Here is a 12,120-nt window from a genome sequence, read left to right as displayed (position 1 = left end):
GTATTCCGTGAGAAGCTCATGGAGATCGCACGTGGCGGCGGATAGTCTATGCCAAGCAGAAGTGGCACCTCGGTTGGAATTCGCAAGGGGTAGATTCACAGGGGGCGGGCCGAATCCTTCGACCCCTGCCGGCGAAACCGGAGGCGGATCCTCACCTGCGCTAAACCGCAGAATTTTCCTCGCGCGCGCGACGGCCTCGGCGTCTCTCTTGGCGGATGTGGACGCTTAGGTTGGGTAGCGCCCTCGCGCCTCGCGGCATGGGCGGGTTGCCCTTGCCCTGCCCCCGCCGCCGGGTATTCCCTGGCGCCATGGCAAAGCTCGTCCTGCTGCACCGGGCCGACTCGATCTACGACGACGAACCCGACGTCGTCTATGACTTCCCGCGCCAGTACCTCAAGGCAATGCAGGAGGCCGTTGGCGACTGGGTCATCTACTACGAGCCGGTCAAGGCCGGGCCGCGGGGCTATTTCGCCGTCGCACGGATCGACGAGATCATCCCCAAGCCCGGCGTCGAGGGACGCTATCTTGCGCTGATCGCGCCCGGCAGCTTTCTGCCCTTCGACCGCGAGGTGCCGCGCTTGATCGATGGCCGCCCGCTGGAGGCGTCACTCACCGGCCCGGACGGCGGCCCGGTGACCGGCGGGCTGGCGCAAAGCGCCGTGCGCCGCCTGTCGGAGGCCGACTTTGCCCGCATCGTCAACTTGGGCCTGCCGGCCGATCTGGAAGCCCGGGAAGCCACACGCTATGGCGCGTCGGCAGGCGGGCTTGCCGAGCACGCCGCCCCCTTCGAGCGCCCGGTGATCGAGCGGCTCACCCGCCGGGCCTATCGCGATGTCGCCTTCCGCCGCAAAGTGCGCGAGGCCTATGGCTATCGCTGCGCGATGTCGGGACTGATGCTGCGCAACGGCGGCGGCCGCCCCGAGGTGCAGGCCGCCCATATCCGCCCGGTGGAACATGGCGGCAGCGACTCGGTCCGCAACGGGCTTGCGCTGTCGGGCACGCTGCACTGGATGTTCGATCGCGGGCTGATCTCGGTGGCCGAGGATTGCGAGACGATCCTCGTGTCGCGCAACAAGGTGCCGGGAGAGGTCATCGACCGTCTGCTGATCCCGGGCGGCAGGCTCCTGAAACCCCGCGATCCCAGACATGCGCCGCACCCGGCGAACCTGCGCTGGCACCGCGAGAACGTCTTCGGCCAGATCTCGGCCGAAGGTCCCGCGCCCTGGCATTAGTGCCGCGTGCCCATCCTCCGTCAGTAGCCGGGCGCCATGCGCGCGGGCGGCCGCGAGGATGATCGCGAGCACCGTGGCAAGCCCGTGCACCCGACAGGGCTGCCGGCCGGCGCCTGCGGGACATGGGCAAATGGCCAAGGCCCTTGGCGCGGGGAGCATATCAGGCGTCTTCGAGCGCCAGGAGGTGCTTGACGCCCGCTGCTGCAAAATCGGGCACGGGAAGCCGGAGCGTTCTGGCGAGGGCGCGCAATGCATCGATGTCCGGTGCAGCGCGACGGCCGTGAAGCAGCTCGTCGAGCCATCCCGCATCGAGGCCTGCCTGCGCGGCAGCGGCTGACGCATCAAGGCCCCGCAGCTCCATGATCCGTGCAACGGCTTCCGGAAAGCTCAGATACAGATCATAAAGCGTAGCGGCGCTGGCGAGATCAGAGCCGTCGTCCTCCCCCTCGTCAAGCTGAGGGATGAAGCCGCGGCGCCTCGAAAGCCAGAGCCGCGCATCTGCATTGGCGAGCTTGAAGCCGGTTCCCTCCAGCCGGGAGCGGGCATGCCCCTGCGTCTTTTCGAGTTTGAAGCCCTCCTTGCTGAGCGAGGTGCGCACGGCGGGCACGGTCATGTTCGCCAGCAGTGAGAGCTGGCGAATGTCCACATCCCACTGCCGATCCTTGTCAAACAACGCGAAGCGGGCGAAGAAGGTCTCGAACATGCGCCGCAGCGGGAAATCGTTGAGCGTGCAGAAAGGCGATGGCTCGGCGTCCGCATCGGTTTCCGGAAAGCCCTGCAGAAGGCCATCGACCTCGTGCCAGGTGCTGAGAACGGTGTAACGGTCCTGCGGGCGGCATTGATAGGCATAATCATAGGCAACGCGCGCATGGTAATAGATGTCATGGCGCGTGATATCGATCGCGGCGATCTCTTCGCTCGTCAGTTCCTGGACATCGACAAAACCTTCTCCGTCGAGGCCGAGATAATCACGGACCGTCCGCCCCTCGTCTCGAGGCCCGAAGGCCTCGAGGATGCTTGCCTGGCACCGGATCGCGTCACGGATCTGCTCTTCGATCTCGTCCCAGCTGTAGGGGATCTCTCTGGTTCTGTTCATGCCGCGTTTCCTTCAAGCGAGGCGATCTGGTCCGAGAGGCGGGCAAACGCCTCGAGCAGCGGCCCGGGCCGTGTCATGGGCGACGCCTCCTCGGGGCGTTTCCGGCCGAGGAAGATTGCGACACGCTCGGCATTTGCCCCGCTGGGATGGGGCATGCCGGCCAGCACATGGGAGTTGCGCAAGAGGCCGGCCTGAACCAGATGCGTCACCGCGGCTTCGGCCTTCGGGCCCAGCGGAAGCCAAAGGGCGTTCGGCAGCAGCCGGGCTTCTTCTGCCAGCCAGGTTTCGACCATGCGCCGCAGGACCGGGGTTTTCAGCATGTCCGGCGCGCCGTTGTAATTCTTGCCGTCGACGAAGACCGGGTAGCGCAGCGCCGAGGTGAAGTGCACATCCCCTGCCCCGGGGCGGAACAGCTCGGCCGTGCTGGCCAGCCCGAAATGGCGTGCCACGCCGATGGCATCGAGCATCGCCACGAGGTTGCTTCGCGTTGCCCCGCCGCTGAAGCTTGCGGTCATCTTCGCCTTTTCGAGGGCGACTTCGATTGGCAGCCCGGCGTCACGTGCGGCAACGGCGGCGTTCACGGCATTGACCGCTTGCGTCATTCCCGGGGTTATGCCGACCACCACCAGGCGCGCCGAGCGGACGATGTGATCGAAAGGCGCGTAATGAACGCTGACACGCCCCTCTTGCGCCAACAGCAGGGCTTTCTGGTCTGCGAACGCCGTGGCCGTGGTGCGGGTCAGGGCTGGAAGCAACGCTTGTGCGAGTGTCAGATCTTGTTCCAAGGGTCTGAACCTTCTTTTTGAGTTGTCGGTTTTCCGGTGAGGTCTACTGGCGAAACCGGCGCGTGCGACGCGCGGCGGTGATGATTGTCTCTCCGTCGCCGACGATCACATAGGCGCCGCAATAACGTTCAAGCCTGTTGCGGCGGCGGCGATCGCCTTCCGCGGCAAGATCGATTGCTTCCCGGTCGAGCATGAGACTCACGGCTCCCCTCGCATGCCGGAAGGAGCCGTATGCGTAAATCGTCGCGACCACATCGCGCGGCAGGCAGCGGTCTTGCAGTCGCTGTTCGGCGTGGCGTGTGAGCTGCATGGCATCCCCTGAAAAAATGATATTGGTAACATATCACGATTATCGATTGGTGCAACAAAGAAAGTGATGAAGATAACTTATTCAAATCACTTTAGAGAGTGAGTGTTGCCGTTCGGCAACACGCATTCGCCCTCGCCACTCCGCCGGGGGAGAAGCACGGAAAGCGCAAGGCCCTCTTCGCATCGGCGAGGAATTCTCGTTGGGGGCGGAGAGGCCCCCGCGGCAATCGTCAGGACTGTATGGTGGGCCGAGAATCAACCAAGAGAAGAAATTCCGTGTCGCCCTCCCCTGATCGATCAGACATTCTCGCCTTTGCCACCGAGAGCCTGCGCTGGCAGTTCGAGCAGCTCGCATGGATGGAGCGCGAGGGCGACCTGCCCAGACCGGAGCTCACCGTGGCGTATTTCTTTCATGTGCTCACCAGCACCCATGCGGCCTGCATCGGTGATGACAGCACCGGCGTCGATTTCGAGGACAGGGAGTCGCTTCTCCATGCGCTGGCCGGCCTCGACCGCATCCTGCGCCGCCTGCTCAGAGAGGAGAATGATCCGTGCGCGCGGCACGAAAAGGTCGTGGAGCGGCTGCTCATCCTGTCGGAGAATGACCCCGACGTGCATGCGGCCCTCAACCTCTTCGCCATCGCATCTCTCGAGGATGAAGAGCGGATGTGCGCGCCCCTTCGCCGGTTCGTGATCGAGGTTCTGAGAGGAGAACGCAAACCGCCCTCCGGGCGCGGGGCAAGGCGGATCCATCCGTTCCGCGATCTCTTCATCTGCTATGTCCTCGACGATCTCGTCTGGCGGTGGGGTCTTCATCCCACGCGCAATGACGCCACCGAGCCCGGCATGAGCGGCTGCGACATCGTCGCCGAGGCGATGCGCAGGCTCGACCGCCAGCCCGCGAGCTACGATGCCATCAAGCGCATCTGGCTCAACATGCGCGTGTAACCGGCCGCCGCGCGAGCTTCAGGGTGGAAAACCGAAACCCGGCGTGGGTCAGAAGTCGGCGGGCGACTTCCGACCCATGCGTTTCTCCGTGTCTCGTGCCTACGACTCGCTTCGGACAAAGAGCGAATGAAGGATGAACAAAATGGGACGCGTCGAGAGAGGCGGCTCGCGCTGGCAGGGTTCGGCGCTCGCGGCGGAAACGGCGGGGAAGAAGCGACAGCATTTCGTCAGGCTCGAGGCGCTGCACTGGGCGCAGGGCCTCCCCGAGCTGCGGGGCGCGGCCTTCTGGCTTTTGCGGGTGATCGCGGAGCGGGCCGATCCTTACGGCTGCTGCTGGCTCAGCCGGAAGAGGCTCGCGCGGGCGGCGGGGATCAGCCTGCGCTCGGTCTCGGACGGGCTGAACGCGCTCGAGCGGCGCGGGCTCATCCGCCGCATCGGCCGGGTCGGGCGGGACGGCGGGCGCATCTCGAGCGTTCTCCAACTCGTCGCCTGGCCCGGCCGCAAGACGATCCCGCCCACGGGCCACCCGATCCTCGGGCCGACGGTGCGGGAGCCTCCGGCCAACCGCAGGCCGCCCCCCGGGCAAGGGTTGCCCCGGGGTGGGCAAGGGGTGCTCGAGGGCGGGGCAAGGGCTGCGCTGCAGAAGAAGGAAAGGGAAAAAGGAAATTGGAAAAGAAGACTCCATGCCGAGAAAAGGCGGCAGATCATCGAGAGCGCCCTTCTCGCCCTCGGCCCCTGGGCCACGGCGGAGAACTGGAGCCGCCTTGAGGACGACACGCGCAGGCTGATCGGCTGGGTTGAGCGCGGCATCAGCCTTGAGCGGGTGATCCTGCCGGTGCTCGAGGAGATGGCGCAAGGGCCTGTCCCGTGTCTTGCGAACTGGGGGCATTTCGAGGCGGCGATCCTTGCCCGCGCCGGCAAGGACGGGCACGCGCGGTGAGATGCGCGGGAGAGGCCGGGGGCCTTCGGGTCCTCCCCCGGCGCGTGCATATGCGGGCGGGCGGGGCCCGGCGCCTCGCCAGCGTCAGGCGTTTCGTTTGGGTTTCGGTTTGGGTTTCAGGTTTGGGTTTCGGTTTTGGGTTCCGGGTTTGGGTTTCACCCTTGGGTTTCGCCTTTGGGTTCCGGGGGCCGGGATCCCTGCCCTCTCCCGCCCCGGCGTTGCCTTCGCCCGCGCGGATGGCAGGAGGCGGCTGGCGGATGGGGGCGTTAGCTTTCTCGCCGTTGACCCCATGCGGGCGCGCAGATACGCCACGGAAACGATCTGTTCGACAGTTCATGAGGAGTCTGCTCTCAGGGAGGCGGAGTGCAGCAAGCAGTGACGTCCAGCCAGTCTTTGTATGAGCTTCCCGAGCTCGACGCTCTTCGCGCCTTTGCGATCATGATCGTCCTGCTCTTTCACCTCGATGTCGCCGGTTTCGGCACCGGATATCTCGGGGTCGACCTGTTCTTCACCCTCAGCGGCTATCTGATGGTCTTCACCATGCTGCGTGACCAGGAGCGGCATGGGCGGTTCCGTGTGGGGGCGTTCTTCGCGAGGCGGGTGCGGCGCATCCTGCCGCCTCTTGTGATCACGGCTGTCGCGACGCTGGCAGTATCGTTTCTTCTGTTCTCACCCCAGGCGCTGAAGGACATATCTGATCAGGCACTCAACACCCTGCTTCTGGCGTCGAACTTCTTTTTCATGAATCAGGCGGGGTATTTCGCGCCTGAAAACGAGCTCCGCCCTTTCCTGCACAGCTGGTCCCTCTCCGTCGAGGAACAGTTCTACATCGTGTTCGGGCTGATCCTCTTCGTTTCCCGCTGGATCAGCTTCCGGGCGGTGTTGAGCGTGGCTGCCTTGCTGGCGCTTGGAATGCTGGGGCTCGGGCTTGCACTGGCAAGGGGAGTGCCGCTGCCCGTGCCGTCGGAGTACCTCTTTGCCTCGCCGCAGCGGGCGATGGATGTGCTGTTCTACAATTCCATCTATCGCGCGCCGCATTTCCTTCTCGGCGGGGTGATGCCTCTTTACGGCCTGCACAGGATGGCGCCGCTTCGAGGGGTGCCGGCCCTTCTGGCTCTCGTTCTGCCGCCGGCGGTTCTTGTTGCCATTTCCGGCCTCGGCGCAAGCTGGCTGCTCTCTCCCGTGGCCGCCCTGCTTGCGCCGGTGATGCTCCTGCGCAATGAGGTTTCCGCCCGGCTCGGGCGTATCGCCCTGATCGCGTTCATCGCTGCCCTGAGCTATCAGCTTTATCTCGTGCACTGGCCGGTCATCGTCTTCTGGCGGCAGGTGACATTTGCGGAACTGACATGGCCGACCCAGCTTCTGCTGGGTGCAATCTCTGTCGTGCTTGCCCTGGGGCTGCGGCGACTGGCCGATCCGGTCGCCGCGCGGCTTTTTGCCCCGGCGCTTCGGGAGAGGGCGGCCGGATGGGCCGGGCTGGCGGCGCCTTGGGCGCTGGGGCTGGTGGTTGCCGTTTACGGCAATTGGTCTGATGGCGCACCCTGGCGGATTCCGCAGGAGCGGCTGATGCAGCTTTCGGCGGACGAATGGCGGGCGGCGGAGTCGCGCTATTGCGCGGGAACCAACTTTCTGGACGGTCGGGAACTCGGCTGGACCGCGGGCGACCCGGTCTTCACCTGCCGCCGGGCGCGCCCCGGCGGGCCGCGCATCGTGGTATGGGGAGACAGCCACGCACGGCACCTTCTGCCCGGGTTGAGCGAGGTCTTCCCCGAGGCGGATATCTACATTGCCTATTTCACTTCTTGTTCCCCCTTCAGCGGTTTTTCTGGTTATCTAAATGTTTTCAACGGCAGGACGGCCCATGCTGAAATTTGCGCTCAGCGCAACCGGGCATTGCTGGAGGAGCTGGCGGTGATGGGGCCCGTGACGGTGATCCTGCACCACTACGCCTATGAGCCCGGAAACCATCCCCAAGAGTGGCATGACGCCGTCCGCCATGTTCTCTCGAGGCTCGAGGAGCTCGGCGATGAGGTGCTCTGGTTCGGGCCGGTGATCAAGCCTGACAGGCTTCTGATCGAATGCCGGAGGGTTCCCGGCGTGATCCCTGACAGTCTCCTGAAAAAGCGCTGCCGGGGCGATGCCGAGATGGCGGCGACGCTGATCGCCGAGAATGCGGAGCTGGCGCGGCTCTACGCGCCGACATTCGTTGATGTCGCGCCTGCCTTCTGCCCGGACGGGCGGATCGAAAGCTGCACGGCCGGAGATGCCAGAACCCCCCTGTTTCGGGACAAGCATCACCTCACCGTGCCAGGCTCGGTTGCGCTCGTCAGCCGTTTCCGGGACAGGGTGGCGCCCATGCTCGACAGAACCAGGGAAGCCTCCTTGAGGGTTGGCGTGGGCCCGTCGGAGGCGCCAATGGGCCCTGCACCCTCGCGGGTCGTTGACCCTGTGCCGCTGCCCCGCTAAGCCAAGGGGGAATTCGGAAAATCCCTCGGATAACCTCCTCCCATTCAAACGAGCAGTCACATGCGATTTGTTGATGCCGTCGCGAGCCGGTCCGCCAAGATCGGGATTCTCGGTCTGGGTTATGTAGGCATTCCGCTGGCGCTTCGGATCAGCGAGGTCGGCCTGGGCGTGGTCGGCTTCGACGTGGATGCGCAACGCGTGGATGAACTGAATGCCGGGCAGAGCCCCATCCGCCACATCCCGCGTGAGGCGATCGCGGCCATGCGCGCGGGCGGCTTTGAGGCCACAGGGGATTTCTCCCGCGCCGCCGAGTGCGATGCTTTGATCATCTGCGTGCCGACGCCGCTGAACACCTACCGCGAGCCCGATCTCTCCTTTGTCACCGCCACGATGGAGCAGATCGCGCCCCATCTGCGGAAGGGGCAGCTGATCTCGCTGGAGAGCACCACCTGGCCCGGCACCACCGACGAGGTGCTCAAACCCTTTCTCGACCGTGCGGGGCTGAGGGTGGGTGAGGACGCCTATCTCGTCTATTCCCCCGAGCGGGAGGATCCCGGCAACGCCCATTTCAACACCCGCACCATTCCCAAGGTGGTGGGCGGCCACACCCCGGCATGTCTCGCGGCGGGCGAGGCGCTTTACGGCGCCTTCATCGACCGGGTGGTGCCCGTGAGCTCGACCCGCGCGGCCGAAATGGTCAAGCTTCTGGAGAACATCCACCGCTCCATCAACATCGGGCTTGTCAACGAGATGAAGGTGGTGGCCGATGCCATGGGGCTCGACATCTTCGAGATCATCGATGCCGCCGCCACCAAGCCCTTCGGCTTCACTCCCTATTATCCGGGGCCGGGGATCGGCGGGCACTGCATCCCGATCGACCCCTTCTACCTGACCTGGAAGGCGCGCGAATACGGGCTGCACACCCGCTTCATCGAGCTTGCCGGCGAGATCAATGCCTCCATGCCGCAATATGTCGTCGACAAGACGGTGCGGGCGCTCAATGAGGCGGGCAAGGCGGTGAAGGGGGCGAAGATCCTCGCCCTCGGCATCGCCTACAAGCGCGATGTCGACGACATGCGCGAGAGCCCCTCGGTCTTCGTCATGGAGATCCTGCGCGACTGGGGGGCGGAACTTTCCTATGCCGACCCCAACGTGCCGGTGTTCCCGAAGATGCGCGAGCATCATTTCGACCTTGCCTCGGTGGAGCTCACGCCCGAGCTTCTGGCCGCGCAGGATGCGGTGATTCTGCTGACCGATCACAGCGCCTTCGACTATGACATGATCCGCGAACACGCCCCCCTGATCATCGACACCCGCGGCCGGTTCCGCGGCGCGCCGAATGCGGTTCGGGCCTGAGGAGGGACGCATGGCACGCATCGCGCAAGTGGGCTGCGGCCACTGGGGAAAGAACCTCACCCGCAACTTCGCCGAGCTCGGCGCGCTCGCTGCGGTGGTGGAGGGCAACCCCGACACCGCCCGCGCCATGTCCGAGGCCCATGGGGTGCCCGCCCGTGACTGGGCCGAGGTGCTGGCCGACCCCGGGATCGACGCGGTGGCGCTGGCCACCCCGGCCGAGACGCACGCGCCGCTCGCGCTCGAGGCCTTTGCCGCCGGAAAGCATGTCTATGTCGAGAAACCCATGGCGCTTTCCATCGCCGAGGCGCAGGCCATGATCGCCGCGGCCGAGGCGGCGGGGCGGGTGCTGATGGTGGGCCATCTTCTGCACTATCACCCGGTTTTCCGCCGGCTGAAGGCGGAAGTCGAGGCAGGCCGCATCGGTGCCCTGCGCTACATCTATTCCAACCGCCTTTCCCTGGGGAAGTTCCGCACCGAGGAGAACGTCATGTGGTCGTTTGCGCCCCATGACGTGTCGATGATCCTGAGCCTTGTCGGGGCCGAGCCCGAGGCGGTCACCGCCCAGGGCGCGGCCCATGCCACGGCCGGCGTGGCCGACTGGGCGACGATGCAGCTGCGCTTTGCGGGCGGGGTGGCAGCCCATGTCACCGCCTCATGGATGCACCCCTTCAAGGAACACCGCCTGGTGGTGGTGGGCGAGGAGGGCATGCTGGTGTTCGAGGATTCGAAACCGGTCTGGGAGGAGAAGCTCACCCTTTACCCTCATCGCATCGACACGTCGGGGCAGGTTCCGGTGCCAGTCAGGGGAGAGGCGGAGCCGATCGTGGTGGAAAAGGGCGAGCCCCTGCGCGCCGAATGCGCCCATTTCATCGACTGCATCGAGACGGGGGGCAAGCCGCTGACCGACGGTGCCGAGGGGCTTGCGGTGCTACGCGTCCTGATGGCGGCCGATCGGGCGATGCGAGAGGGCTGAATGATGGCCATCGACCCCAGCGCCGTCATTCATGAATCGGCCTATGTGGACGAGCCCTGCGAGATCGGTCCACGCACCCGCATCTGGCATTTCTGCCATGTTCTGCCCGGCACCCGGATCGGGGCCGACTGCATCCTCGGCCAGAACGTGATGGCCGGGCCGGACGTGGTGATCGGGGATGGTTGCAAGGTGCAGAACAACGTCGCGCTCTATCGCGGCGTGACGCTTGAACGCGATGTCTTCTGCGGCCCCTCCTGCGTCTTCACTAATGTGCTGACGCCGCGCGCCCATGTGGAGCGCAAGTCCGAGTTCTCCCCCACCCATGTCGGCCGCGGCGCGACCATCGGTGCCAATGCCACCATCGTCTGCGGCCACACCCTGGGCGAATACTGCATGGTCGCCGCGGGTGCCGTGGTAACGAAGGATGTCCCGCCCTACGCGCTGGTTGCCGGCGTGCCGGCGCGACAGATCGGCTGGGTCAGCCGCGCCGGCGAGCGATTGGGCGCAGATCTGATTTGCCCGCGCACGGGTGAACGCTATGAACTTGTCGGCGGCCGGCTCCGCCCCATCGAGGACGACACCCCATGACCATCGCCTTCATCGACCTTGCCGCCCAGCAGGCGCGCATCCGCGAGCGCATCGAGGCGCGCATCCGCGCCGTGCTCGATCACGGCAACTACATCATGGGCCCCGAGGTGGCCGAGCTCGAGGAGAAGCTGGGCGAGTTTTGCGGCGCCCGCCATGTCATCACCTGCGCCAACGGCACCGACGCGCTGGAGCTCGCGCTGATGGCGCTGGGGGTGGGCGAGGGCGATGCCGTCTTCGTGCCCTCCTTCACCTTCGCCGCCACCGCCGAGGTGGTGCCCGGCACCGGCGCCACGCCGGTCTTCGTCGAGGTCGACCCCGCGACCTTCAACATGGACCCCGAGAGCCTGAAACGCGCCATCGCCCATGCCCGCGGGCTGGGGCTGAGGCCCGCAGTGGTGATCCCGGTGGATCTCTTCGGCCTGCCCGCCGATTACGATGCCATCACGCCGATCGCCCGCGCCGAGGGCATGCGCGTGATCGCCGACAGCGCCCAGGGCTTCGGTGCCAGCTACAAGGGGCGGATGACCGGCACGCTCGCCGACATCACCACCACCTCCTTCTTCCCCGCCAAGCCCTTGGGCTGCTACGGGGACGGTGGTGCGCTCTTCACCGACGATGACGAGCTGGCGGCGCTGATGCGCTCGCTCCGGGTGCACGGCAAGGGCACTGACAAGTACGACAACGTGCGCATCGGCCGGAACTCGCGGCTCGACACGATCCAGGCGGCGATCCTCTTGGAGAAGCTTGTGATCTACCCGGACGAGATCGAGGGGCGCCAGCGCGTGGCCGAGACCTATTCGCGTGCCCTCGAAGGCTGCTTCCGCGTGCCGCATGTGCCCGAGGGCTGCCGCTCGGTCTGGGCGCAATACACGCTTGTCGCCACCGATGCCGCCGAACGCGATGCGGTGATGGCGCATCTGAAGGCGCAGGGCGTGCCGAGCGTTGTCTACTACCCCCGCCCCCTGCACCGGCAGACGGCCTATGCGGACTTCCCGACCGATCCGGCGGGTCTGACGACCAGCGAGGCGCTGGCGGAGACGGTGTTCAGCCTGCCGATGCATCCGTATATTGAGGAAGGGGACCAAAAGGGAATCATCTCTGTGTGCCTATCAGAGATCCTGAAATCCCCCGACCATTGGATGCTACTGTGATTCTCTCGCATCGAAGCGAGGGAGTATCGTGATGGCGGATCAGAACGGCTTCTTCGATCTGGACGAGCGGTATGTCGCGCTATCGAAGGGGGCGCTCCGTTGGAGCGGCTGGTGGCGACAGGGTGCCGGATGAGACCACGATCTGGCGCTTTCGCGAGGCTCTGGTGCAGGCGGGTGCGATCGAGCGGCTGTTCGCGCGGTTCGACGCGCATCTGCGCGCGGCGGGGTATCTGGCGATGAGCGGGCAGATTGTCGATGCCTCGATCGTCGCCGCTC

Annotated in this window: 11 protein-coding genes and 1 pseudogene; 9 read left to right on the top strand and 3 right to left on the bottom strand. The window is 65.7% G+C overall.

From position 1 onward, the window contains the following. The first annotated feature begins 308 nt into the window (after positions 1–308). Positions 309–1,232 (top strand): HNH endonuclease, encoded by a 924-nt coding sequence (locus BLQ14_RS15110; RefSeq protein ID WP_092501400.1) that lies wholly within the window; start codon positions 309–311, stop codon positions 1,230–1,232. Positions 1,233–1,392: 160 nt separating this feature from the next. On the opposite strand, the gene BLQ14_RS15105 is transcribed toward BLQ14_RS15110, so the two are convergent. From BLQ14_RS15105 to BLQ14_RS15095, 3 genes are read right to left on the bottom strand one after another with little or no spacing between them, the layout of a single operon-like run. Next, positions 1,393–2,328 carry a helix-turn-helix domain-containing protein gene (locus BLQ14_RS15105; protein WP_092501399.1) on the bottom strand — a complete coding sequence of 312 codons (936 nt, stop codon included), beginning with the start codon at positions 2,326–2,328 and terminating at the stop codon, positions 1,393–1,395. After that, on the bottom strand, positions 2,325–3,113 hold the full coding sequence (locus BLQ14_RS15100; protein ID WP_106176401.1) for a hypothetical protein: 789 nt from the start codon (positions 3,111–3,113) through the stop codon (positions 2,325–2,327). Before BLQ14_RS15100 ends, BLQ14_RS15105 begins: the two co-directional genes overlap by 4 nt. Before the next feature lie 43 nt (positions 3,114–3,156). Beyond that, positions 3,157–3,423 carry a hypothetical protein gene (locus BLQ14_RS15095; protein ID WP_092501397.1) on the bottom strand — a complete coding sequence of 89 codons (267 nt, stop codon included), beginning with the start codon at positions 3,421–3,423 and terminating at the stop codon, positions 3,157–3,159. A gap of 275 nt (positions 3,424–3,698) precedes the next feature. Between BLQ14_RS15095 and BLQ14_RS15090 the strand changes: the two genes are divergently transcribed. The 8 genes and pseudogenes from BLQ14_RS15090 to BLQ14_RS15060 all read left to right on the top strand — a co-directional run. Further along, positions 3,699–4,370 carry a hypothetical protein gene (locus tag BLQ14_RS15090; protein WP_092501396.1) on the top strand — a complete coding sequence of 224 codons (672 nt, stop codon included), beginning with the start codon at positions 3,699–3,701 and terminating at the stop codon, positions 4,368–4,370. A gap of 142 nt (positions 4,371–4,512) precedes the next feature. Continuing rightward, the gene (locus BLQ14_RS15085; RefSeq protein ID WP_092501395.1) at positions 4,513–5,310 is read left to right on the top strand and encodes a helix-turn-helix domain-containing protein; all 798 of its coding nucleotides are present in this window, start codon (positions 4,513–4,515) and stop codon (positions 5,308–5,310) included. A 363-nt stretch (positions 5,311–5,673) separates the two neighbouring features. Further along, positions 5,674–7,776 (top strand): acyltransferase family protein, encoded by a 2,103-nt coding sequence (locus BLQ14_RS15080; RefSeq protein ID WP_106176399.1) that lies wholly within the window; start codon positions 5,674–5,676, stop codon positions 7,774–7,776. Positions 7,777–7,836: 60 nt separating this feature from the next. Beyond that, positions 7,837–9,132 carry a nucleotide sugar dehydrogenase gene (locus BLQ14_RS15075; RefSeq protein ID WP_092501393.1) on the top strand — a complete coding sequence of 432 codons (1,296 nt, stop codon included), beginning with the start codon at positions 7,837–7,839 and terminating at the stop codon, positions 9,130–9,132. Between the two features lie 10 nt (positions 9,133–9,142). Continuing rightward, entirely contained in the window at positions 9,143–10,105 is a 963-nt protein-coding gene (locus BLQ14_RS15495; protein ID WP_211295375.1) for a Gfo/Idh/MocA family protein, read from the top strand. Further along, positions 10,106–10,693: an acyltransferase gene (locus BLQ14_RS15490; protein WP_281220864.1), complete on the top strand. Its 588-nt coding sequence runs from the start codon at positions 10,106–10,108 to the stop codon at positions 10,691–10,693. It begins immediately after the preceding gene. Continuing rightward, a complete protein-coding gene (locus BLQ14_RS15065; RefSeq protein ID WP_092501392.1) occupies positions 10,690–11,844 on the top strand; it encodes a DegT/DnrJ/EryC1/StrS family aminotransferase in 1,155 nt (384 codons plus the stop codon). The genes BLQ14_RS15490 and BLQ14_RS15065 overlap by 4 nt, the downstream gene beginning before the upstream one ends. A 119-nt stretch (positions 11,845–11,963) precedes the next feature. Then, positions 11,964–12,120 (top strand): annotated as a pseudogene (locus BLQ14_RS15060) (IS5/IS1182 family transposase); the annotation flags it as partial.

Origin of the sequence: Meinhardsimonia xiamenensis, assembly GCF_900102905.1 — a bacterium.
Classification (GTDB): Bacteria; Pseudomonadota; Alphaproteobacteria; order Rhodobacterales; family Rhodobacteraceae; genus Meinhardsimonia; species Meinhardsimonia xiamenensis.
The sequence above is the reverse complement of the archived record's forward strand: the minus strand, read 5'-3'. Positions and strand labels throughout refer to the sequence as shown.